The following is a 23,647-nucleotide window of genomic DNA, read 5'->3' on the forward strand; positions in this document are numbered from 1 at the left end:
TCGATTATGACCGTGGCCAAATCTTCGTTCGACATCAGCGCCAACTTCGACAGCGGCAACATCCAAGTCATCGACATCAGCAACCCGCTCAATCCGGTTCTGGCCATTCGCCCGGACACCCGCAGCGCTCATTTTCAGTGGTTCCACTTCAAGGCCAGCGGCCTGCATGTTCATCAGGAACACTGGTTTCGCCTGGTCAACGCCAGCCAATCCTCCTATAACAAAGCCTGGACCGGCTATCAGGCAGTCGCGTCTTACGACCACGTCAACTGGTTCCGCATCCCCACCAGTTTTGAAGGTGACAGCCTGCGCTTTTGCCTCGAAGCCGAGCAGACCCACGCCTGGTTCGCCTATTTCGAACCCTATAGCCGTGGCCGTCACGACTGGCTGATCGAGCAGGCGCTTAGCAAGGCCGGCACCGAATTGCTGGCGACCGGCAAAAGCATCGAAGGTCGTGACATTCAACTGCTGCGCAAAGGCACCGGCGCCGAAGGCCAGCGCAAAATCTGGATCATCGCTCAACAGCATCCCGGCGAACACATGGCCGAATGGTTCATGGAAGGCGTGATCGAACGCCTGGAAAGGCACGATGATCCGGTGCTGAGCAAGCTGCTCGCCAGCGCCGATCTGTACCTGGTGCCGAACATGAATCCGGACGGAGCCTTCCACGGTCACCTGCGAACCAATGCGATGGGTCAGGACTTGAACCGCGCCTGGCAGAACGCCAGTCAGGAAGTCAGCCCCGAGGTACTTTTCGTACAACAGCAAATGGAAAAGTATGGCGTCGACCTGTTCCTCGACGTACATGGCGACGAAGAAATCCCCCACGTGTTCACCGCCGGTTGCGAAGGCAATCCCGGCTACACGCCGCGAATCGAGAAGCTCGAAGAGCATTTCCGCAGCCACTTGAAACACACCACCAAAGACTTCCAGACCAGGTACGGCTACACCCGCGACGAACCGGGCCAGGCCAATATGACCCTGGCGTGCAACAGCGTCGGCCAAAAATACGACTGCCTGTCGCTGACCCTGGAAATGCCGTTCAAGGATCACGACGACCATCCCGACAAAGAAACCGGCTGGTCGGGCAAACGTTCAAAACAGCTGGGCAAGGATGTGCTGACGACCATCGCAGACATGGTTGATACCTTGCGCTGATCCCCTCCCCGCGCACGACCAGAAGATCGCAGTCTGACTGCGATTTTCTGCTTTCTACCGTCCATTGATTCGCTCAACAAGGTTGCAATATAAAACCCAATAGCGGTAAGGTTTTATTTTGAAACCTAAAGGGACTCGGGACATGCAACCTCTCAACAGCGCAGTGGTTCTGCTTTTCTCTGTGGCATGCGGCTTGGCCGTAGGCAACGTGTATTACGCGCAGCCACTGCTGGACGCCATGGCTGAAGCCTTTGCGATGTCGCCCGCGACCATCGGCATCGTCATCACCCTGACGCAAATCGGCTACGGCATCGGTCTTGTGTTACTGGTTCCCCTCGGCGATCTGCTCAACCGGCGCAAATTGATCGTCACTCAAACCCTTCTGTCCGCAGCGGCGCTATTGATGATTGCACTAGCGCCCAACAGTGCGTGGCTGCTGCTTGGCATGACATTGACAGGGCTGCTCGCCGTGGTGACGCAGGTATTGGTGGCTTACGCCGCCACGCTGGCGCTCCCTGCCCAGCGCGGGCGCGTGGTCGGTGTAGTCACCAGCGGCATCGTGGTGGGAATTCTGCTGGCACGCACGGTTGCCGGCGGCATGGCCGATCTGGCTGGGTGGCGAGCGATCTATTTCCTGTCAGCCGGGCTGACACTGTTGATGGCGTTGCTGCTGTTTCGCGTTCTGCCCAAGCATGAATTCCCACAACCGGCGACTGGCTACATTGCACTGATCACCTCGGTATTCAGCCTGTTCAAAGAAGAACCGGTATTGCGCCAACGCGCGATCCTCGCCCTGCTGACCTTCGCCAGCGCGATGGTGCTGTGGACGCCGATGGTGTTGCCACTGGCCGCGCCGCCTCTGTCCTTGTCGCACAGTGAAATCGGACTGTTCGGGCTGGCCGGTGCCGCAGGTGCGCTGGCCGCCGCACGGGCCGGGCATCTGGCCGATCGCGGTCTCGGGCAATGGGTCAGCGGTCTTTCGCTATTGTTGATGCTCGCTTCGTGGCTGCCGATTGCCCTCACCCAATCCTCGCTGTGGGCACTACTGCTCGGCGTGATCACCCTGGATCTGGGCTTGCAAGCCGTGCACGTCACCAGCCAGAGCATGATTTACAGCGTGCGCCCCGAAGCGCAAAGCCGTCTCACCGCCGGTTACATGTTGTTTTACTCAATCGGCAGCGCGCTGGGTTCAATCGGCTCGACCGCGATGTACGCGTGGGCCGGCTGGATCGGCGTGTGCCTGCTCGGCGCGAGCATCAATGCCGCGGCGCTGGCTTACTGGTGGCTGACCCTTAAAAGCGGCGCACCGGCTCGATGCGCCACTCAAACGGGTTAGCCGCGATCGCGACCGCGCAACATGCTGTCGAGCACCTCGTCGCGGCGAATCCAGCCATGAAACAGCGCCGCCGCCAGGTGCAGCAGCACCGTCAGGAACAACAGGTAGGCCAGATAACCGTGAGCCTTGCGCAATAACGCGAACAGCTGCGCATCGGCCGGAACGATCGCTGGCAACTGCAGCGTTGTACTGAGCATGACCGGCTCACCCGAAGCGCTGATCATTGCCCAGCCCAGCAACGGCAGCACCAGCATCAGCGCGTACAGCAACAGATGCGAAGCCTTGGCCGCCAGCACTTGCCAGCCCGGTAGGTCCGCTGGCAGCGGCGGCTGGCGAGTAGTGAACCGCACCAGCAAACGCACAATCACCAGTGCCAGTATCGCGATGCCCAGCGGTTTGTGCAGATGGATCAGCCATTCATGCCGCTCGGAAACCGAGGTGACCATGCCGGCGCCGATAAACAGCATGGCGATGATCATCAGCGCCATCAGCCAATGCAGCAGGCGCGCCAACAGGGCGAAATGCGTCGGTTGGGTTCTCATGGACGAGCCTCCTGTTTAGCGGCGGGCAACTGGCTGACTTCGCTGGTGCGACGCAGATAGGAATCGGCGTAACCGGCGGAACGGGCCGCGAGCAACGGGTCGTCGGAACCTTGAATCCCGGCCGGTAGCACCAGAGGGTCATAGTTGATGTCACGGCATTCGCCGCTCAGTTGCGGCTGGGTTTTTTCCAGCACCAGCGTGCCGGCGTTCAACACCTTGCGCCCCTCGGGCCAGGTCTTGCTGGCGTCGTTTACCGGATCTTCGGGGTTGGCCAGAGTGATATTCAACTGAAAACGCAGCGGCGCTGACGCCAACCGCTGCACCAGATCCTTCTCGAGAAAATCGCCGCCCTCAGGCGCACTGGCGCCCGCAACGTCCCGCGCCAACGGCGTCATGCTCCAGCGCACGGCCTGCTTTTTACCGCTGGCGTCGACCAGATAGAACGCGTTGACGCTGTTGTAAGTTTCAGTGGCATAACTGGCCGACGGCTTGGCGGTTTTCACCCAGGTCAGAAACGGCACGGTTTCCGGGTGCGAGGCGAAGAACGCCGGCACCTTGCTCGGATCAGGCTTGCCGGTGGCCGGATCCGGCGACTGCGCCTGCTGCAATTGATAGAACGCCTCAGGCGTACCGACCGGGAACACCGGCATGCTGTTCATCCCGGTGCGCCACTGCTGCCCATTGGCCTGGGTGAACCGCAGGGCCAGACTGCGAATCGGTACACTGCTGTCCGGTGCATACGGATTGCCAGCCGGCAGCGCGAAACGCCCGACCACTGCAGTCTGCGGTTCGTTGAACACCTGCGCGGTGGAGAATACCCGCGCCTCACCACTGCTCTCGAAATGCCCGATCACGCACACGCCTTTGGCGTGGTTGCGGCGAAACCCGGGATGCACGCCATTGTTCTTCTCCAGCACATCGACCAGCGCTTTTGGCGTCAGACGTTGTGGGTCGAAGTTACCGTGAACGTAGGCAAACGCCCCGGCCACCGCAGCGACTACCACGGCAATGCCGCCCAGACGCAGCACCAGGCTTGCTGCACTTAGAGGTGGACGCTTTGGCCCGCCGGGCGGTGCAGTATCGGGTGATGAACGATCAACCATGAAAAACTCCAGGGCCATCGGCCACGAGTAGGAAGAATCAGCAAGACGCACCTCGTGTGGATTTATTCCCCACCTCGGTATTTATTTTTCCGAACGTGGAATAACCTCCAACGGCGGACGTCTCCCTAGTCCACAGCGTAGTGACTAGCAGAATTTCATGAGCGAATTCGACGAACAGTTGAGAGAAATCATTCCCAGATTGCGCCGCTTTGCCGTGTCACTGACGCGCAACAGCAGCAGCGCCGACGATCTGGTGCAGGCCAGCCTTGAGCGGGCGCTGTCGAGTTGGGGCAATAAACGCGCCGACGGCGACTTGCGTGCCTGGCTGTTTGCGATCCTGTATCGGCAGTTTCTCGACGCCCATCGTCGCTCGCGACGCTATGCGCGCATGCTCGAATTCTTCACCGGTCGCGACGATGCCGAGCCCTCGGTCGAGCGCACCGTCATCGCCCAGTCGACACTGCAAGCCTTCGACCGTCTGCCTACCGAACAGCGTGCCCTGCTGCTGATGGTCTCGGTGGAAGGCCTTTCCTATAAAGAGGTCGCCGAGATTCTCGGCGCCCCGATCGGCACCGTGATGTCGCGCCTGTCCCGTGCCCGCCAGGCCTTGCGCCAACTCAGCGACGGCGAAATCAGCAGCCCTTCTTTGCGGATACTCAAATGATCAGCCTGCCTCCCAACGAGCGTGACCTGCACGCTTATGTCGACCACCAGCTCAGCGACGCCGACCGGCGCGTGCTGGAGACCTGGCTGGCCAGTCACCCGGATGAAGCGGCGCAGGTTCGCGCCTGGCAACAGGATGCCCAGCAACTGCGCGCGGCACTCGGCGGTGCATTGCAGCAGCCGGCCAATCCGGCCCTTGACCCTGCCATGATCCGTCAGCGCCGCCAGCGTCAGTCACGGCGTCATCTGGCCAGCGCCGCGGTGTTGCTGATCGCAGTCAGCGTCGGTGGATTCAGTGGCTGGCAGGCGCGGGAAATGACCCTCGTGCGCTCGTCCATGTTGCCGATGACTGACGCCTTGCAGGCCTATCGCTTGATTGCCCAGCAAGGCATGCTGCCGGCCGATTACAAAGTCGACAGTGAGGGTGACATGCAACGCTGGCTTGACCGCTATTTCACTCGGGCCAGCCGCTTGCCTGACCTGAGGGCGGCCGGGTTTGAACCGGTCAGCGGACGCCTGCTCAGCACCGACGAAGGCCCGGCGGCGATGGTCATGTATGAGGATCGCAGCGGGCACAAGGTGAGTTTCTACGTGCGCCCACCGGGGCCGAAGAACACCTTTTTACCCCGTGGAAGCCGCAGTGATGGCGACTTGCAGGCCGAATACTGGTCGGGCGGCGGGTACAACTACGCGATGGTCAGCCCGGTTGATACGCCGGCGGCGCAACAGCTCAAGCAATCACTGCAATTCTGAGAGCTCCACCTCGCTCCCACAAGGGTTCAGGGTCAGGCTCAGAAACCTACGTCGAGCACTACATTATCCAGATAGGTCCCCGCCGGCGGCGTGGTCTGGTCGGTGTAGATCTTCGCGTTGTAGTTGAAGATCTGACTGCCCGTGCCCAACCCGTTACCCGGATTGACCTCGGCGTCGGTACTCGCCCGCCTGGCCGTGCCGACACTGCCCCAGCGCGTGGTGCCGGCGCTTTTGAAAATGTCGTAGGCCAGATAATTGCTCCCGGAAATCATCCGTCGCCGGCCGCCGACACTCACCGCGTTCTGCCCGTCACTCAACCCCACGGTGTAGGCACTGCCCTTGGTGCAGGCCAGATTGATCGTCTGTCCGGTCACCGGCGTAAAAGCGCTGACCACCGGCGCACTGCCGAAGGCAATGTTCGGCGCAGTAATCGTGCAGTCATTGGACACCGTCAGATTCACCGTCAGCGAAGTCGTGCCGTTGGCGATATCGCGCCCGATGCAGATGGCACCGATGCCGATCCCCGAGCAGTAATTCCAGTTCCAGAAAATGCTCAGCGTCTCGGTATAAACCCCGGCGGCAACATTGCTGCCAATGGTTGTACCGAGATACAGCGGCACGGTTTTCGGCGTCGTGCCGTTGAGCAGGCCCAAGGCATCGATGATGCCATTGCGCGCAAAGTCATAGGCGGTGCCGCGGGTCAGCGGATAGCTGGTGCTGTTGTTCGCGTAGATCGTGTAATTGATGACATCGCCGGTCGGCCCGACCAGACCACTTTGAGTCGATGAAACGGTGCCCCAGAAGTGATCGTTGCTGGTCAGCAGGGACAACAGAGAGCCGGTGCAACTCAAACCCGCATTCAGTGTGGAACTGGGCTGCGAAGTCGTGCGCACGGCGATCGAACTGAGCATACCGAACGCCGCCGGCGTGGTGCTGACCACCGAGCACGCGGCCTGCGCCGCCGCCGGCAGCATCAGCGCCAGCAACATAAGCCAGCGTGCGCGGATCATTGACACACCAGCGGGCCAATCAACGGCACCTGATCCTGATTCAGGTCGACACTGAACTGCGCCTGGCAGGTCTTGCCGTCGGCCAGCGTCACGTGCAGCGAGTTCTGCGCCTGCAGGTTTTCCAGATAGACCAGCCCATCCCAGCCCACGACCGTTCGCGTGCCGCTCTGCTCATGCAAAACACCCGCGCCCAGCGGCAACTCGCGCTGCTGCGCGTCGACCAGCACGATGCTCGCGGCAATCACCCGGGTCAGCGGAAATTCCAGCAGATAACCGCTGCCACGCCTTACAGCGATGCGTTGTTCGACGTTGGGGCTGCGCACGTTGGCCGGCAGATTCAGGGGATCGATTTCATACTTGCCGCGGTAATAGGCGCTGCTCCATGGCACCAGCAAATGACCATTCTTGTCGGTCTGACCGACCTGCTGGTTTTCGTAGCGCACCGGAATGTCGGCAAAACCATCGGTACTGACCACCACAAACGCATCGTCGATACGGTTGGCGGCGAACACCTGACGGTCCATCCACACCAGCGAACCACTGGCGTCGGCCCAACGGGTTTCGGCGTCGGAAGTGCCGTAGACACCGGCCTGCAACTGCACCGATTGCAGACGCCAGGTGACGTCGGCCTGACGATAATCAGCACCATCACCCTTGGCGTAGCCCAGATTGAAACCCACGCCGCCCTCGGTCGGTACCGCGCGACTGTAGTTGACCCGCTGCTGGCTCTGCCCGGTTTTACTACGATCGCTGCTGATCGCCAGGCTGCCGCGCAGATCGAATGGAATCACCAGTTGTGCCTGCACAGCCCAGTTGCTGTCGCCGATCTCGCGGTTGGCCGACAGGTAGAAACTGCTGTTGCGCCACAACGGTTTGCTCCAGCTGAGGTTGAGCAGACGCGTACGCGAATCGTCCGCCGCGCGTACATCGAAATAACCCGCACCGAGGCTGCCCCAGCGGTCGAGGTTGAGACTCAGGGTAGCCTGCTCGCTGCGCCGGCTAAGGCTGATATAGGGACTGTCAACCACGCTGAGGTCGGCGTATTGATCGTGGCGTTGCAAGCGTTGGTAGGAAAAGCTGAAACGCTGATTACTGTACTGATAGCCCAGGCTTAATTGCTGACCGCCCTCGCCATCGAAACGACTTTGACTCACCGCGCTGTTGAGTACACCGAAGTTACCCAGCTGCCAATTGCCACCGAGGCCGCCGAGTGTCAGCGAATCGGCCGCTTCGGCATGACTTTCCAGTGTGAAGCCGTCACTGACGCCATAGCGCAGGCTGCCGGAGGTGACACCCGGGCCATAATTGAAATCCTTCAAACCATAGTCGCGACGCAACGTACCGGCAGCCACGGAAAAATCGCTCAAACCTTTTTGCAGCAAGGTGCTGGTGACATAGAACGGCACCGTGGTCGAGACCTGCCGACCGAGCGCATCGGTGGTCACTACGACAGCTTCGCCAGCACCGTTGATGAACGGAATATTGGTCAGCGTGTAAGGCCCGGGCTGCAAGTCTGCGCTGCTGGATTTGTAGCCATTGATGAACAGATCCACCGAGGACGGCACCGCCGCTTCACCGGCAAATTGCGGCAACGGATAGGTCACCAGATCCGGGCGTACGGCAAAGTCCCGAGAAAACTGCACGCCGCCCAGACGTACCGAACTGCTCCACGGCAACGCACCGCTGATCACGTCACCCGCCTCGTAGGTGAGCATTCGTTCATCATCGGAGTATCGCCACGTGGTGTCGTAGCGCAGATAGCCGTTGTCCAGCGTGTTGAGCGAATCGCCGGACAAGGTTTGCCGATACTGCCCGGTGTTGGACAGCGTGCCCCAGCTGTCGAACAGCCGCACTTCGTTCCACGCCGCCAGGTAAGTGCCGGCATCGTCGGTGTCGTTGAGGTACAGGTCATAATTGAACAACGCGCCGAAACTGCTCAGCGCCGGTGCGCGCGGGTAAGCCTGGCGATTGCCGATGAATTGTTCCGGCAGCCAGTCCGGCGGCACGTCCAGCAGCAAGCGTTGACCAACACTGTCGTAGTCACTGTGCAGTCCCGCCAGACTGTCGAGATCGACCTCGGCACCGAGACTGTCGGGCAACTTCATGCCGGTTTCGCGCAACGCCGTCGCCGGCACAAACAAGCGCCCGTCGCGCTGCTGCACTGCCACGACACGTCCGGTATTCATCTGGTTGACCACCAGTTCCAGAAACAACTGTGCATCACTCACGGCCTCCATGCCGCTGGGTGGCGGCGGCAGATCGCCGGCCCCGGATGGTTGAATGAACATCAGGCAACACGCGCCGGTGATGAGCCACAACGGACGCTGAATACGGCGAACCCGTGCTGGGTTCATACGCGTTTTACGTCCGTCAATGGACTGAATCCTCCTGATACCGCTTTCGTCGACGCCAGATGCCCAGGCTACGACTCACTCACTTGGCTGGCGTGATGCTCTGCACCTGTGCCGCGCCATTGACTCGTACCTGCAACGCCGAATCACTGGTCAGCGGCGTCGGTGCCGGCCAGCGCATCACCGCGCCGGGCAGCACATAACCCAGCAGCCCTTCGGCCAACGGTTTGCTCTGCCCGGCCTGCTTTATAGCGACATCGGTCAGCCGCGCATGCACTGCGCCCTGATTGCGCACTTCCACATAAGGCTTGCCATCCACAGCCACCGTGCGCCAGCTCAACTGCGGCAGGCCGACGCCCTTGGGATCACGCGCACGGCTGCTGTCCTCTTTGCTCCACAACCCGGCGCCATAGGCAAACAGCGGCACCGAATAACGCATCTGGAAGCGGATCGCTGCCGCTGTTTTGCCGCCGTCGGTAGTCGCTGGTTGCGCAGAAGGAATCTCGTCGATGATGATCCGGTAGGCCAGTTCCTGTCCCGGCGGCACTTCTTTGGTCCGGGTCAGGCGCACCAGTTGTTTCTGCCCCGGCTCGATTTTCGCCACCGGCGGGCTGCCGATCACGTCGCGTTGGTTCTGGTATTGCTCGGCGAAACCACTCTGGCTCCAGCCGAACACGCGGATCTGCAGATTGGCGGTTTCGTTGCCGCGGTTTTCCAGCCACAGCGCACTGGCCTGTTGATCAGCCTCCAGCACCGGATCGATCGGCCAGATCAGCACCGAACTCGCCGCGTGTGCCTGGCTTGCCCCAAGCGTGACCATCGTCCACATCGCACAGCGCAGGAAAGAATGCCGTGACGTAACTGCCCCCATAAACCTGCTCCTTGTCGGCCATTCAACTTCGCCTTACCACGACAGTTGCACCTGCAACACATCGCTGTACGTCCCCCCAGGCTGATTGCCCGGCAATTGCACCTGACCGTAAATCGGCAGGCTGATGTTGTTCGCATCGCTGTAAGCCACCGCCACACTCTGGCCAATGCCCAGGCTCTGGCTGTACGCCGCATCGCGAAACAGTGCATACGCTACCCGCGCACTGCCGCTGTTGACCTGCATGTGCCGGCCACTGCTGTTGTACTGGCCGCCATCGACGCTCATGTTCAGCGTCACGCCCGGCGTGCATTGCAATTGCACGCCACCGGTCAGTGCGACCTGCACGGTGCCGGTGGCCAGTGCCGAACGCGAACCGAAATTCAGCCCGCCATAATTCGACACCCCGCCCACCACCAGACACCCGGCAGTGACCGTGGCGCTGACCTGAAAGCTCTGGCTCGTCGCTGCGGTCAGCGGCAGCGGCGCACTGCCCGCACAAAGCAGGAGCAACGCGGCACAGCCATGACGGCGCATGGCATCAGAACGTCAGTTCAACAGCGACGGTGTCGGTGTAAGTCCCCGCCGGCAAACCCGCCTTGCCCACCGCCTGACCGTAAATATTCACCGTCTGCGCGACCCCGGTGCTGGCCGCAAGATTGATGGTCCCGTCGATCGCCAGCAGTTGCGAGTGCCCGGCATCGGTGTACAAGTCGTACGGCACATAATTGGCAACCCCGTCATACAACGCTCGCGTGCCGCCCGGCGACATGCCGTCATGGGAACCCGCGCGCACCTTGACCGTCGGCGTGGTGCCGCTAGAGCAGAGAATCGACAGCGCCCCGCCGCCACCGCCCAACACCTGCCCGGTGGCGGTGGTGAACAGGCTGTTGGCGGTGCCGAAATTCAACGCACCGAAGTTCAGCCCGGTGGAACCGCCGGCGCCGTTGACCTGGCAGCTGCTGATCAGAATCAGGCTGGAGGTGATCTGGCCGGTGACCGTGGTGGCGGCGTTGGCACCTGAAACCAGCGCCAGGCCGAGCAGTGACAAACCTATCCTTGATGCAAACGTACGCATGGAGTCCGTCCTCTACGGGTTTACCAGTCGAGCGTCACCGTCAGGGTGTCGGTATAGACCCCTGCCGGCACCGCGCGGGTATTCGCCACCACCGAGCCAAATACCGGAATGGGTATCTGCGCAGCGCTGGTGACAGCGAAATTGTGTTGCTGGCCGATGCTGTAGCTCCGGGCGCCGGAGGGATCGACAAACAGCTGATAAGGAAGGGTCTGGCGGCCGTTGCTCAGCCGTCGGGTGTTGCCGTCACCGTGGGTGCCGCCATCGATGGTGACGGTGAAACCGGTGACCGAAGGATTGCAGGCGACATTGAGTTTGCCACTGCTGTCGCTGCCGAGACTGGCCTTTATCGGCGCGTTCCAGGTGGGGCCCTGAAGGCCAAAATCGAGGGTGCCGAGGTCGCTGACCGGGCTGGCGGGAGTGCTGGTGTTGGTGACTTCACAGCCGGCAATCAGGATCAACCGCGCATTGATCTGCCCGCTGACCGCCGCTTGCGCATCGTCTGCGAGCATAGCCAGCGTACCTGCCGCCACCACCATCCAGTGTCTGCCTGTCATTGCGCCCGTCCCTGCTCCTTTACGCTGACTCGATCACCGCGCTCATCTTTGAGCGCCTTCCTTGTGCACCCGCGTCCACCGAGTGCCTGTTGTCATCGCGATCACCAAGTGACCGTCACCTTGACCAGATCCGAATAACGGCTGACTCGCGGTACTTCAGCCAACCGCTCGATGCGCGCGTACAGCGGTAATTCCACCGTGCCGCTGTCCGGCACCCGTCCGCTGACCGGCACGTTCACCACCAGCGGCAGTCGTCGCGCCGCGTCCTGATACAAGCGGTAGGGAATCGGCTTGCTGCCCGCCGCCCCTGCCATGTAACGGACTTCCCCGACACCGCCGTGCAAACCGCCGTCGACGCGCATCTGGTACGGCGTGTCCGGGTTGCACTCCAGCCGTGGCAGGCGCTGATTGGTCAGCGCTGCCGCCAACGGCCCGGCAGGATCATCGAGACGCGCAGTGCTGCCAAAGTCGAGCACACCCAGTTGCTCGATGCCGGCCTCGCGCTGCTGGCCGATCAACTGGCAGCCACGCTGCACATCGACGCGCACTTCGACCTGAAGATCCGCCGCATAGACAGGCGTAACGAGTACTCCCAGCAGGCCGATGACCACCCCTGTATTCACTGCGCCATTCCTTGTCAGTGATCGCTTGCGACGTCGTTTCTGTGATTGAGGTTAGCAACAGTCGACGATTCCGCCAGTCGATTGGATCCAGGGATCGCCCGGGATATGTTTCGAAAGGTTGGCAAGTGGTCGGGCCATGTCGCTAAAAATTGCTGTACGCGCCGCATAAGTTTGTTCAATAACCGCCCACTCTCGCCCCGTCCCAGTGGCTGGCCAAGTCGGCGTCTGGTTACACTATGTCGCCGCGCTTCCGGGAGCCGGTTCTACGAACACGGAGACGCCAACGTGCCAGCCCACCCGCCGAAACGATCGCGACTGATCCAGCGCTGGCCGGCGTTGCGCCACTGGTTCGGCAAGGGTTTGCCGGCCAGCGCCGGGCATGACGCCAGTGCCCAGTCGATCCGCGACCAGTTCCGGCACAAGGCCAGCGGTCAGGGTTACACCCTCAGCCACAGCCAGCAGCGCGTCATCGATTGCATGGCGCAGCAGGCCAGTCTGCTGTTTGGCGCCAGCGGCCAAACCGCGCCGAGCCTCTATCTGTTTGGCGCCGTCGGACGCGGCAAGAGCTGGTTGCTCGACGGCTTCTTTCAGGCTTTGCCGATCACGCAGAAACGGCGCCTGCATTTCCATCAGTTCTTCGCGCAATTGCATCAAGGCATGTTCAGCCATCGCGAGCAGGACGATGCCCTCGAAGTGACCCTCGACGAACTGCTGGAGGATTGTAGGGTGCTGTGTTTCGACGAGTTTCATGTGCATGACATCGGCGATGCCATGCTCATCACCCGGCTGTTCAAAGCGTTGTTCAAGCGGCGGATTCTGCTGCTGGTGACCTCCAACTATGCGCCTGAAGGCTTGCTGCCCAATCCGCTCTATCACGCCCGCTTCAAACCGGTGATCGAGCTGATCAATACGCACATGCAGGTCATGGAAGTCGGCGGTCCACACGATTACCGCAGTCACACGCGCCACTCTGCGCAGCAGATATTCACTCAAGGGCATTACGTGTGGCCAGCCACGCCAGCGCAACGCGCCGCTCTGAACTTGGCGCCCGCGTATGCGCCGGGCGTTGCGCTAACGGTCGGCACCCGGCAGATTCGGGCTCGGTGGTGTAAAGAGCGAAGTGTTGGTTTTACCTTCAACGATCTGTGTGAACAGCCGACGGCGGTCATGGATTATCTGGAGCTGTGTCGACGTTTCGACCGCTGGATCATTGATGATCTACCGGAACTGGGAGAATGCCCGATCGCCGCGCAACAACGCTTCATCAACCTGATCGACGTGCTGTATGACCAGGACAAGCATCTGACGTTACTGGGTCGCCTGCCCTTGCGCGAAAGCCTCGAAGGCCACGCCATTGACCTGGCGCGCACGCGCAGTCGGTTGGGGCAGTTGCAAGAGATACACAACGACGACTGACCACACCGGCCCTGTGGGAGCGAGCTTGCTTGCACAGGGTTTTGTGGCGTTTTCAACATGCAACTCAGGCCCGGAACCTGCTTTGCCGTTATCATGTCGCCCATTCCCAGCGCCAAAGCGTCGCTCCACTGATCATTAGCGAACACAAACATGCACACCCTTGCTCAATTACGCGCCGGCGAGTTGTCGGGCATCACGCGGCTGGATCTGTCTTGCGGCCTGACCGAGTTCCCGGTCGAGATTTTCGACCTGGCCGACACTCTGGAAATCCTCAATCTCAGCGGCAACGCCCTGAGCCGTCTGCCGGATGACTTGCACCGTCTGACGCGCCTGCGCGTGCTGTTCTGCTCCGACAACCCGTTCACCGAACTGCCGGCCTGTCTCGGTCAATGCGCGGCGCTGACGATGGTCGGCTTCAGGGCCAATCGCATCGTCAACGTCCCCGCTCAAGCCCTGCCGCCACAGCTGCGCTGGCTGATCCTGACAGACAACTGCATCGAACGCCTGCCGAGCGAACTCGGTGAGCGCCCGGCCCTGCAAAAACTCATGCTGTCCGGCAATCGTCTGCAAGCGCTGCCGCCTTCGCTGAGCAACTGCCATCGGCTTGAGTTACTGCGCATTTCCGCCAACCGGTTTACCGAGCTGCCGCAGTGGCTGCTCGCGCTGCCGAGTCTGACCTGGCTGGCCTACGCCGGTAATCCGCTGGAGACCGAGGCGGACGCCACCGCACTGGAGGCGACGCCGCCAATCGACTGGTCGGCGCTGCGTCTGGAGCAACGTTTGGGTGAAGGTGCCTCGGGGGTGATTTCCCGGGCGAGCTGGCAACGCGACAATGGCTCAGTGACGTCGGTTGCGGTGAAATTGTACAAAGGTGAAATGACCAGCGATGGTTCCCCGCTGCACGAAATGAACGCCTGTGTCACCGCCGGCCTGCATCCCAATCTGATCCGCATCGAGGGGCGCATCAGTGGCCATCCCGACGGCCAGCAGGGATTGGTGATGCAACTGATCGATCCGTCCTTCCGTAACCTCGCCGACCTGCCAAGCCTGGCATCCTGCTCGCGCGATGTGTATGCCGATGATTGCCGCTTCAGTGCCGAGGTTGCGCTGAACATTGCCAAAGGCATCGCTTCGGCAGCGCAACACTTGCATCAACAAGGCATCACCCATGGCGATCTCTACGGGCACAACATTCTGTTGAACGAGCGCGGCGATTGCCTGCTCGGGGATTTTGGCGGGGCGTCGTTCCACGCGATTGCCGACACGGCGGAAACGCGCGCACTGCAACGTATCGAAGTACGTGCGTTCGGGATTTTGCTGGGGGAATTGCTGGCACGCATCGACTCGGGGTTGAGCGATGAATTGCGTGCGGTGCTTGAAGAGCTGGAGCGGCGTTGCTGTCAGGCGGATGTGATGGCCCGGCCTGGGTTTGACGAAGTCATTCGGCAACTTGAGAATCTGTGACCGCTGCGCGGTCAATCGCGAGCAGGCCCGCTCCAGGGGATTTGTGAACGCCACAGATCCAGTGTGGAAGCTAGCCTGCTAGCGATGAGGCCATCACTGATGAAGCCGATCAGCCCGCCAGGCCGACAAACATGTCCTGTACATCATCATGGTTGTCGAGGCCTTCGAGGAACGCTTCAACCTCAGCCATCTGCTCGTCGCTCAAACCGCTGACCGGGTTCTTCGGCTGGTAGCCCAGTTTGGCCGACAGCACGGTGAAGCCTTGCTCTGGCAGCGCTTTCTGCACCGCATCCAGATCGGTAGGATCGGTCAGGAACAGCGTTGCGCCGTCTTCGCCCGGCTCGAAATCCTGCGCGCCCGCTTCGATCGCAGCCATTTCCGGATCGGCGTCCGGGGTGTCCGGTGAAGCCTCGATCATGCCGACATGGTTGAAGTCCCAGGCCACGGAGCCGGAAGCCCCCAGTTGGCCCTTACGGAATGCCACGCGGATTTCCGCAACGGTACGGTTGATGTTGTCGGTCACGCACTCGACGATCAACGGCACCTGGTGCGGGGCGAACCCTTCGTAGGTCACGCGATGGTATTGCACGGTTTCACCCAGCAGACCGGCGCCTTTCTTGATTGCGCGATCCAGGGTTTCTTTTGGCATCGAGGCTTTCTTGGCCTGTTCGACCACCAGACGCAGGTGTGCGTTGGTGGTGGTATCGGCACCGTTGCGGGCAGCGATAGTGATTTCCTTCACCAGTTTGCCGAAGATCTTGCCCTTGGCGTTGGCTGCCGCTTCTTTGTGTTTAACCTTCCACTGTGCGCCCATTACTCACTCTCTTGATCTGTGGCGCCGAGACATCTATTGGCCGACGCGTGGCGCCAAGTTTATACGGCCTAAAGTCGGCAATCGACCAAAAAAACACAATGCAGAATCGACATCTTCACCAGTGCTTGTAGGGGGATTCTGAAAAACACCTTTGACATGACCATTCAGCGCTGTGGTTTCGTACCCTCTCAGGCCCGTATTGCCTGACAGAGCCTGTTCGAATGCTCAATGACAAGGAAAGTCCTTTTACCCTGACCCTTACCGACAGCGGCCTGTGCCTGCCGGTGGTGCGTTTCCACGGTGAGGAAGCGCTCAACCAGCCCTACCGCTTCGACATCGAACTGATCGGCCTGGCCCCCGCCGTGGCGCCGGGTAACTTCCTGCACCAACCGGCCTACCTGCGCCTGGATGACCAGCATGGGGTTCACGGCTTGATCGACAGTGCCTGTTGCGAACATCGCGGCACGCATCGGATCGGCTATCGACTAACTGTCGTGCCGCGCCTGCAAAAGTTGGCCCAGCCGTGCAAACGGCGGGTCTTCGTGCAACGGAGCGTGCCGCAGATTCTCCAGCAACTGCTCAAGGAAAATGCCCTGCCCGTTGAGGGCTACCGAATTGAAATGAGCGTCGGGCAATACCCTGTCCGTCCGTTTTGCATTCAGTACGAAGAAAGTGATCTGGCGCTGCTGCACAGGCTTTGCGAGGAGGAAGGCATCCACTATCACTTCGAACACCGAATGGACGGCCACATTGTCGTGTTCGCCGATGACAGCCTGAGCCTGCCCCAAGTGCCGGTGCTGCTTGCCTTCAAGACCGGCGAGCAAACGCCCTCTCCCTGCGTCAGTGCGCTGTACCAGCATCACCACGCTGCCCCCATCGCCACGCTGCAGGCGGTGCGTAATCGAGGGCAACAGCTGATCAGCGCCGATGCCGCCAACCACATCACGGCAAATCCCCTGCCGCCAGAGCAACGTCACCACGAACAACGCAGCCGTCGGCATCTGGAGCGGCAACGCTGCCAGCACCGCACGATCAATGGCCGCAGTGATCGGGTCGGTTTGCTCAGTGGGCATCTGCTGCAAGTGTCGGCGCATCCGATCAGCCACTTCAACGAACAATGGCGGATCACGTCGATCCGTCATCACGGGGAGCATCCGTCGATTCTTGACCCGAGCCCTGCCCTGCACCGCTACCACAACGATTTCGCTGCCCAGCCCTGGTCAACCGATTTTCGTCCCGCGCTTAGGCAAGCCCGCCCCGGCATTGCGGGATATCAGCTGGCGCAGGTGTTCGGGCCTGCCGGGCAACCGGCACAACTCGATGAGCAGGGTCGAGTCGCCGTCAGTCTGTGGCCCTCGAAACACCCGCAAGCACTTGATGACAACGCGATCTGGTTACCCATCGCCATGACGCGAGCCAATGGTCGAATCGCACTGGACGAACTGCCCTGCGCCGACAGCGAAGTGTGGGTGAGTTTCCTCGACAGCGACCCGGATCGACCGATCCTGTGTCTGGGCAACTCGCGCAAGCCTACGCCTCGCGAACCATCACCCGCACGTGACAGCAGCTTGTTGCTCGACTGGTTGCTCAACAGCGATGCCCGTTGAGCCAACCTGCAGGAGCAGTGTTTCAACCTTTGTCGGCCTTGCCCGCCGCCGCGGCGAATTTCGCCAGACGCACGTCCAGGTGCCGAGGTCGCCGCCCATGATCCTCGGCGCGCTCCTTGCGGCGGATGGCGTTGCGCACCATCAATGAGCCGAGGTAACGGATAGGTTCCGGCGGGAAGTAGCCCAGCGGCCCGTTGACCAGCGGCGAGCGCGTCCACGGGTTGTCCAGGCCTTGCACCAGTGAAGCGAGAATCTGCCCGCCCATATGACACGGGCCGACGCCGCTGCCCGAATAGCCAAAACCGTAAAACACATTGCCGGCGCTGCTCATCTGGCCGAAGAACGGCAAACCGGTGACCGAGCGATCCGACGGCCCGTTCCAGGTGGCATCGACTTTCACATCGGCAAACGCCGGGAAGAAGTCCGCAAGGCTGTTTTTCAGCAGGTCGGCATAAGGCGATGGCTGATCGAATACCGGCAGCATCCGCCCGCCAAACGCGAAGGTGTTGCCGCCCTTGCCGAGCATGATCCGGCCGTCCGGAGTGTTGTGGTAGTAGTGCACGAAAATCCGCGAATCGAGTACCGTCACGCCGCTGGTCAAACCGATCTCCTGCAAAAGGTCGGGCCGCGGTTCGGTGATCAACATGTCGCTGGAGACAATCGCCACGCTGCGTTCGAACTGCGGGAAGGCACGGGCCATCCACGCGTTCATTGCCAGCACCACGCGATCAGCGATCACCGTGCCATCCGGCGTCTGCAAGCGTGCCGGGCGTCCTTCTTCCAGCCCGGTCATGGCCGTGTTTTCGTGAATTTTCACACCCAATTGCAACGCCACCCGACGCAGGCCACGCACCAGTTTTCCCGGTTGCACACTGGCCGCGGCCGGCGAGAACCAGCCTTCCAGATGTTTGCTGGAGCCGGCCATCCGTTGCACATCGGCCAGCGGGCGCTGGGTGAACGAGTTGATACCGTTGCGCTCCAATGCGGCGATCACCGCATCGGTCGAGCCGACTTGTGCGCGGTTGGTCGCGGTGTACAGCGTGCCGTCGAGGCGGTAGTCGGCATCGATGCCGTACTGCTCACAGAACTCGCCGATCGCATGGATGCTGCGTTCCGATTCCTTGACCAGACGTACCGCTTCCTCGACGCCAAACAAGCGTTCAAGGGTGAAATATTTCGCTGACCACGACAGCGCACATCCGCCATTTCGGCCGCTGGCGCCGGCGCCGCAGATGTCCGCTTCGATCAGCAACACATCGAGTTCAGGGTTCTGTTGCTTGAGCATGATCGCCGTCCACAACCCGGTGTAGCCGCCGCCAACGATGCACACATCGGCGCGTACTTCGCCCTTCAACGGCGGGCAGGTTTGCGAGTTGTCGGCCTGCAAGGCCTGCTCCAGCCAAAACGGTCTCATGGGGTTTCTCCAGTCAGATAGCCACGACACAGCCTGCCGCGAGCGTCGCAGCAGGCCGCGAGGCAAAGGGTTTCAGGAACGCAGGGGTTTGATCGTCAGCGGGCAATTGGGGATCGAGGCGCGCGGTTCCATGACGCCGACCGGGCGACTGTTCCAGTGCGGAATCAGCACCAGCGCCGAGAACAGCGCACAACCGGCGAAGACGATGAACACCGTCACCGAATCGAAGTAGCCTGGCAGCAAACCGCCGAGTACCGCGCCGACCGAGCCGCAGCCGTTGACGAAACCGGCCGCCGTAGCGCCGGCCTTGGCTTTGCCGAAGTCGATCGCAGCGGCGCCGCTGATCATTGAATCCGGGCCGTACAGTGTCAGGCCCATGACGAACAGCAACGCGACAACCAACAAGACACTGCCGGTGTGCAGCGCGCCCATGAACAGCGCCAGCGTCACGGTCAGCGCCAACAGGCTCAACACGCAGGCCGGCATGCGCCGGGCACCGAACAGTTTGTCCGAGGCCAGGCCAATCAGGATCGGCCCGAGCAACCCGGCCAGTTCGAACGAGGTGGGAATGATCGCCGCGCCGACCTTGCCGACACTGGGCATCTGTTCAAAGACAATCACCGGGCCCCACAACAGAATCGCGTAACGCGCCGGTTTCAACATGAAATACGCCAGGCCCAGTACCAGCACCGTGCGGTTACGCAGGATTTCCTTTAACGGCTCCCAGACACTGAGTTTGCTGTTGGCTTCGGTTTCTTCTGCGGTCAGCTCAGGTTCCGGCTCGACCGCCGGCAAACCGACGTCTTCCGGTTTGTTGCGCTGGAAGATAAAAAACAACACCGCCACCACGGCGACCACCACCGCACTGGAAATGAACGCCGCGTGCCAGGTGCCCATCAAGGTATACGCCCACCAACCGGCGAAGGGCGACGCCACCAGGCCACCGAACGCGTAGCAGGAACTCCATAGGCCGAGCACCCGCCCGCGCTGCTGAGAGGGGAAGAAACTACCAAGGTTTTTGCACAATCCCGACCAGCCGGTGGACTGCGCCAAACCCTGAATCAACATACAAGTCGCGAAGATCGGCAGCGTGGCAAAACTGCCCATCACCAGCGCCGCTGCGGCAGAAATCAGCAAACCACCGAGCACCACGACCCGTGGGCCAAAGCGGTCGGCAAGCATGCCCCAAGTGAACTGGCCGATGGCGTAAGCCGCCAGATAGATCGCATCGAGGTTGGCCATGGCCATCTTGTCGAGCATGAAGGTAGGGTCTTCGGCGATGCCCAGTTTGGCCACCGAAAACGCTTTGCGGGTGAAGTAGAACGCGGCGTACGCAAGCCAGGTAATCGCGAAAATCTGCATGCGCCAACGCGCAATGGTGCCGATGTGCTTGTTCATGGTGGTTCTGACCTCAGGGTGTGAGTGTGCCGGCAGAATCGTTAAGCAAAACGCCTGTGTTTTTATTGTTGAGCACTGCGATATCACCCCGTCCCTACGGCGATATCGGTCAGATGAGTCCTGCTGTTGCACGCACAGGCTCATGGCTCACCGTGCTGCCCGAGCGGGCAGTCAGCGATGGCGTGCGCCGATCAAAGCAATTACTGTTTAATAAATAAAATCGATTTATCGTATTTCACACATAAGCTCAGCTTGTTACTGACTTAACGATCAGGTGACTTCATGTCGGTGTCCCACGCCCAACTCAAAGCCTTCCATGCTGTGGCCGTGCATGGAAGCTTCACCAAAGCCGCCGAGCGCCTTTTTCTCACGCAACCGGCGATTTCCGACCAGGTGCGCAAACTCGAAGAGCGTTTCGGCGTTTTACTGTTTCACCGTAATAAACGTTCCGTACGCCTGACCGACCTGGGCGAGCGCTTGCTGGCGATCACCCAGCGCCTGTTTGTAATTGAAGCCGAAGCGCAGGAATTGCTGCAGGAATCCCAGGCCTTGCAGACCGGCAGCCTGATTCTGGCAGTGGATGCGCCGGTGCACGTGCTGCCGCAGATCGCGCGGTTCTGCGAACGCTATCCGGGGATCAGCGTGAAGATCGAGACCGGTAACACCGATGAATCACTGTTTCGCCTGTTCAATTATCAGGCAGATTTAGCCCTGCTCGGGCGTGACGTCAGTGATGAGCGTTTGCTCTGTGTGCCGCTGCGCAATGATCCGATGGTGGCGTTCGTGTCGCGCAATCATCCGTGGGCCGAGCGTGAATCGATTTGCCTGGAAGACCTGGATGACACGCCGCTGGTGCTGCGTGAACACGGCTCGGTGACGCGGCAGACGCTGGAAGAGGAAATGGCCCGGGCCGGGTTTCGCATTCGCCCGGCGATTCAGGTAGAAGGACGGGAAGCGGCGCGTGAGGCGGTGGTGGTCGGGATTGGTGTCGGCGTGGTCTCGGCGGCGGAGTTTGGCGCGGATTCGCGGGTGTGTGCGTTGCCGATTGTCGACTGCACGCGACGGCTGACGGAAACGCTGGTGTGTTTGCGTGAGCAAAGCAATCGACGGGTGGTGGCGACCTTCCTCGAAATGGTCCGCGACAGCCTTGTGTAAGTAATACCGGCCCCATCGCTGGCAAGCCAGCTCCCACAGGTTTCTTGGCTGTACCCAGCACCTTTGAACGACCGAGATCACTGTGGGAGCTGGCTTGCCAGCGATTGGGGCGACTCGGTGTATCAGGTTGGCGCAAGACCGAAGAACGCCTGAATCAAGCGCAACTCCCGACGCCGCTCCATGCAACCAATCATGTGCCGATTGACCAATCCGCCCCCGACAATCGGGATCGCCACCACTCGCGGATCATGGCTGACCTCCACCGACGACACCACGCCTACGCCCAACTCAGCGGCGACGGCTTCAGTCACCGCCTCACGGCTATCGAGTTCGAGCAACACACGCGGATGGATCGATGCCTGCCCACAGGCGTCATCAAACGTACGCCGGGTGATTGAACTCGGCTCGCGCAACACCATGATCACCTGATCCAGTTCCTTGAGCTTCACTTCACCGGCACGCACCGCCCACGGATGCCCCGCCGGCACCAACGCGCAGATCCGCGATTCGCTCAACGCTTGCAGATGCAGGCCTTTGCGCGGCTCCACTTCGGTCAACACCGCCACATCGGCGTGTTCCGACAACAAAGCCGCCAAGGTTTCCTGGGCATTGCCCAAGCGCAGATTCACCGTGATCCCCGGATAGCGCGCACGCAGACTGGCGAGCATTGGCATGACCATGTGCGGCCCGTCCGCCGCCACCTCCAGCCGTCCGGTCAATAACTGCCGGTTGGCTTCCAGCATCGCCTGCGCCTCTTCCGCCAGGCCAAACATCGCGCGGGTGATCGCCGCGAGTTTGGTGCCCTCCTCGGTCAGTTCCACCCGTCGCGCGGTGCGCCGCAACAGGGTGATCTGGTAGTGCTCCTCCAGCGCTTTGATGTGCCCGGTGACCGCCGGCTGACTGATGAACAACCGCGCGGCAGCGCGGGTGAAGCTGCCTTCACGGGCCACGGCGTCGAACGCACGAAGCTGGAACAGGTTCATGAATAACTCTCGCTGATGGCTGGCATAACAACAAACAATTTGATTGATGCAACGGCGAATTGCAACGTATGCCCCGTAGCTTCATCCCACAGCGCTATCCGAGGACACACGAATGAGTATCGCCGAACCCATCCTGCTCACTCCCGGCCCGTTGACCACTTCGGCCCGCACCCGCCAGGCGATGATGGTCGACTGGGGGTCATGGGATGACCGCTTCAATCAACTGACCGCCAGCCTCTGCGAACAATTGCTGGCGATCCTCAATGGCGCCGCAACTCACCACTGCGTGCCATTGCAGGGCAGCGGCACCTTTGCTGTTGAAGCGGCCATCGGCACGCTGGTGCCGCGTGACGGCAAAGTCCTGGTGCTGATCAACGGTGCCTACGGCAAGCGTTTGGCGAAGATCTGCGAAGTGCTTGGCCGCTCGTTCAGCACCTTTGAAACTGCTGAAGACGAACCGACCACCGCTGCTGACGTCGATCGCCTGTTGCGCGCCGACAGCGCCATCTCCCACGTCGCACTGATTCATTGCGAAACCAGCACCGGGATTCTTAATCCACTGCCGGAGATTGCTCAGGTCGTCGCGCAACACGGTAAACGCCTGATTATCGATGCCATGAGTTCCTTCGGTGCCCTGCCAGTGGATGCGCAGCAAGTGCCGTTCGACGCACTGATCGCCGCTTCCGGCAAATGTCTGGAAGGCGTACCGGGGATGGGGTTTGTCTTCGCCCGCAAGGAATCACTGGCCGCAGCCGCCGGTAATTCGCACTCGCTGGCGATGGACCTGTTTGACCAGCACACCTACATGATGAAAACCGGCCAATGGCGCTTCACCCCGCCGACCCACGTCGTCGCGGCGCTGCACGAAGCGTTGCTGCAATACAACGAGGAAGGTGGCCTGCCGGCGCGGCATGCGCGTTATGCCGCCAACTGCGAGGCGCTGATGGACGAGATGGGCAAACTCGGTTTGCGCAGCTTCCTGCCAGCGGCGATTCAGGCGCCGATTATTGCCACGTTCCATGCGCCACAAGATCCGCGTTATCAGTTCAAGGATTTCTACGAACGGGTCAAGGCTAAGGGTTACATCCTTTATCCGGGCAAATTGACGCAGGTCGAAACCTTCCGCGTGGGTTGCATCGGCCATGTCAGCCCGGACGAAATGCGCCAGGCCGTGGCGGCTGTTGGCGACGTGTTGCGCGAGATGGAAGTCCTCGAAATCTGAATTACCACGACCCCTGTGGGCGCGAGCCTGCTCGCGAAATCGGTCGCACATACAACATAGATGTCGACTGACACGACGCCTTCGCGAGCAGGCTCGCTCCCACATTTTTGAATTGCATTGCCATTACAGGAATTT

General features: G+C 61.0%; 22 protein-coding genes. 9 read left to right on the forward strand and 13 right to left on the reverse strand.

All coding sequences use genetic code 11. The annotated features are described in order from the left end of the window. Window positions 1–6 precede the first annotated feature (6 nt). Together ACZ0A4_RS13035 and ACZ0A4_RS13040 are read left to right on the forward strand one after the other, a co-directional pair. The gene (locus ACZ0A4_RS13035) at window positions 7–1,158 is read left to right on the forward strand and encodes a M14 family metallopeptidase (protein ID WP_463575035.1); all 1,152 of its coding nucleotides are present in this window, start codon (window positions 7–9) and stop codon (window positions 1,156–1,158) included. A 142-nt stretch (window positions 1,159–1,300) separates the two neighbouring features. Further along, window positions 1,301–2,494 (forward strand): MFS transporter, encoded by a 1,194-nt coding sequence (locus ACZ0A4_RS13040; RefSeq protein WP_463575037.1) that lies wholly within the window; start codon window positions 1,301–1,303, stop codon window positions 2,492–2,494. Here ACZ0A4_RS13040 and ACZ0A4_RS13045 read toward each other — a convergent pair. Together ACZ0A4_RS13045 and ACZ0A4_RS13050 are read right to left on the reverse strand one after the other, a co-directional pair. Next, window positions 2,491–3,036 carry a cytochrome b gene (locus tag ACZ0A4_RS13045; protein ID WP_463575038.1) on the reverse strand — a complete coding sequence of 182 codons (546 nt, stop codon included), beginning with the start codon at window positions 3,034–3,036 and terminating at the stop codon, window positions 2,491–2,493. The two genes, ACZ0A4_RS13040 and ACZ0A4_RS13045, sit on opposite strands and share 4 nt — an antisense overlap. Continuing rightward, window positions 3,033–4,139 (reverse strand): catalase family peroxidase, encoded by a 1,107-nt coding sequence (locus ACZ0A4_RS13050; RefSeq protein ID WP_463575040.1) that lies wholly within the window; start codon window positions 4,137–4,139, stop codon window positions 3,033–3,035. The genes ACZ0A4_RS13045 and ACZ0A4_RS13050 overlap by 4 nt, the downstream gene beginning before the upstream one ends. 157 nt (window positions 4,140–4,296) lie before the next feature. Between ACZ0A4_RS13050 and ACZ0A4_RS13055 the strand changes: the two genes are divergently transcribed. Beyond that, the gene (locus ACZ0A4_RS13055) at window positions 4,297–4,803 is read left to right on the forward strand and encodes a sigma-70 family RNA polymerase sigma factor (RefSeq protein WP_463575041.1); all 507 of its coding nucleotides are present in this window, start codon (window positions 4,297–4,299) and stop codon (window positions 4,801–4,803) included. After that, window positions 4,800–5,555: an anti-sigma factor family protein gene (locus ACZ0A4_RS13060; protein ID WP_463575042.1), complete on the forward strand. Its 756-nt coding sequence runs from the start codon at window positions 4,800–4,802 to the stop codon at window positions 5,553–5,555. Before ACZ0A4_RS13055 ends, ACZ0A4_RS13060 begins: the two co-directional genes overlap by 4 nt. A gap of 38 nt (window positions 5,556–5,593) precedes the next feature. Here the strand turns inward: ACZ0A4_RS13060 and ACZ0A4_RS13065 are convergent, their stop codons facing one another. The 7 genes from ACZ0A4_RS13065 to ACZ0A4_RS13095 form a co-directional block, all read right to left on the reverse strand. Then, window positions 5,594–6,565: a Csu type fimbrial protein gene (locus tag ACZ0A4_RS13065; protein ID WP_463575043.1), complete on the reverse strand. Its 972-nt coding sequence runs from the start codon at window positions 6,563–6,565 to the stop codon at window positions 5,594–5,596. Then, window positions 6,562–8,919 (reverse strand): fimbria/pilus outer membrane usher protein, encoded by a 2,358-nt coding sequence (locus tag ACZ0A4_RS13070; RefSeq protein ID WP_463575044.1) that lies wholly within the window; start codon window positions 8,917–8,919, stop codon window positions 6,562–6,564. The genes ACZ0A4_RS13065 and ACZ0A4_RS13070 overlap by 4 nt, the downstream gene beginning before the upstream one ends. A gap of 79 nt (window positions 8,920–8,998) precedes the next feature. Beyond that, entirely contained in the window at window positions 8,999–9,787 is a 789-nt protein-coding gene (locus tag ACZ0A4_RS13075; RefSeq protein WP_463575045.1) for a fimbrial biogenesis chaperone, read from the reverse strand. Between the two features lie 33 nt (window positions 9,788–9,820). Then, a complete protein-coding gene (locus ACZ0A4_RS13080; protein ID WP_016983916.1) occupies window positions 9,821–10,321 on the reverse strand; it encodes a Csu type fimbrial protein in 501 nt (166 codons plus the stop codon). Between the two features lie 4 nt (window positions 10,322–10,325). Further along, entirely contained in the window at window positions 10,326–10,862 is a 537-nt protein-coding gene (locus ACZ0A4_RS13085; protein ID WP_277758475.1) for a Csu type fimbrial protein, read from the reverse strand. A 20-nt stretch (window positions 10,863–10,882) separates the two neighbouring features. Next, a complete protein-coding gene (locus ACZ0A4_RS13090) occupies window positions 10,883–11,416 on the reverse strand; it encodes a Csu type fimbrial protein (protein ID WP_463575046.1) in 534 nt (177 codons plus the stop codon). Between the two features lie 101 nt (window positions 11,417–11,517). Next, window positions 11,518–12,039, reverse strand: a complete 522-nt coding sequence (locus ACZ0A4_RS13095) for a Csu type fimbrial protein (RefSeq protein WP_463575047.1) — start codon at window positions 12,037–12,039, stop codon at window positions 11,518–11,520. A gap of 285 nt (window positions 12,040–12,324) precedes the next feature. On the opposite strand from ACZ0A4_RS13095, the gene zapE reads away from it, so the two are divergent. After that, the gene (zapE, locus tag ACZ0A4_RS13100) at window positions 12,325–13,455 is read left to right on the forward strand and encodes a cell division protein ZapE (protein WP_463575048.1); all 1,131 of its coding nucleotides are present in this window, start codon (window positions 12,325–12,327) and stop codon (window positions 13,453–13,455) included. A gap of 150 nt (window positions 13,456–13,605) precedes the next feature. Next, window positions 13,606–14,919: a leucine-rich repeat-containing protein kinase family protein gene (locus tag ACZ0A4_RS13105; protein WP_463575050.1), complete on the forward strand. Its 1,314-nt coding sequence runs from the start codon at window positions 13,606–13,608 to the stop codon at window positions 14,917–14,919. 109 nt (window positions 14,920–15,028) lie between these two features. Here the strand turns inward: ACZ0A4_RS13105 and ACZ0A4_RS13110 are convergent, their stop codons facing one another. Further along, window positions 15,029–15,733: a YebC/PmpR family DNA-binding transcriptional regulator gene (locus tag ACZ0A4_RS13110; RefSeq protein WP_102901638.1), complete on the reverse strand. Its 705-nt coding sequence runs from the start codon at window positions 15,731–15,733 to the stop codon at window positions 15,029–15,031. A gap of 221 nt (window positions 15,734–15,954) precedes the next feature. Between ACZ0A4_RS13110 and ACZ0A4_RS13115 the strand changes: the two genes are divergently transcribed. Beyond that, window positions 15,955–17,340 (forward strand): type VI secretion system Vgr family protein, encoded by a 1,386-nt coding sequence (locus ACZ0A4_RS13115; protein WP_463575051.1) that lies wholly within the window; start codon window positions 15,955–15,957, stop codon window positions 17,338–17,340. Window positions 17,341–17,362: 22 nt separating this feature from the next. Here the strand turns inward: ACZ0A4_RS13115 and ACZ0A4_RS13120 are convergent, their stop codons facing one another. Further along, a complete protein-coding gene (locus tag ACZ0A4_RS13120; RefSeq protein ID WP_463575052.1) occupies window positions 17,363–18,754 on the reverse strand; it encodes an FAD-dependent oxidoreductase in 1,392 nt (463 codons plus the stop codon). A 72-nt stretch (window positions 18,755–18,826) separates the two neighbouring features. Beyond that, complete coding sequence (locus tag ACZ0A4_RS13125; protein ID WP_141129167.1) at window positions 18,827–20,152, reverse strand: MFS transporter; 1,326 nt, start codon at window positions 20,150–20,152, stop codon at window positions 18,827–18,829. Window positions 20,153–20,434: 282 nt separating this feature from the next. On the opposite strand from ACZ0A4_RS13125, the gene ACZ0A4_RS13130 reads away from it, so the two are divergent. Further along, window positions 20,435–21,307, forward strand: coding sequence for a LysR family transcriptional regulator (locus ACZ0A4_RS13130; protein ID WP_463575053.1), 873 nt, complete (start codon window positions 20,435–20,437; stop codon window positions 21,305–21,307). A gap of 122 nt (window positions 21,308–21,429) precedes the next feature. Here ACZ0A4_RS13130 and ACZ0A4_RS13135 read toward each other — a convergent pair whose 3' ends face one another. Further along, a complete protein-coding gene (locus tag ACZ0A4_RS13135) occupies window positions 21,430–22,290 on the reverse strand; it encodes a LysR substrate-binding domain-containing protein (protein WP_463575054.1) in 861 nt (286 codons plus the stop codon). 112 nt (window positions 22,291–22,402) lie between these two features. Here ACZ0A4_RS13135 and ACZ0A4_RS13140 point away from each other — a divergent pair, with 112 nt between their 5' ends. Beyond that, the gene (locus tag ACZ0A4_RS13140) at window positions 22,403–23,512 is read left to right on the forward strand and encodes a 2-aminoethylphosphonate--pyruvate transaminase (protein WP_463575055.1); all 1,110 of its coding nucleotides are present in this window, start codon (window positions 22,403–22,405) and stop codon (window positions 23,510–23,512) included. Window positions 23,513–23,647 lie beyond the last annotated feature (135 nt).

Source organism: Pseudomonas sp. AC172 (genome assembly GCF_979258595.1).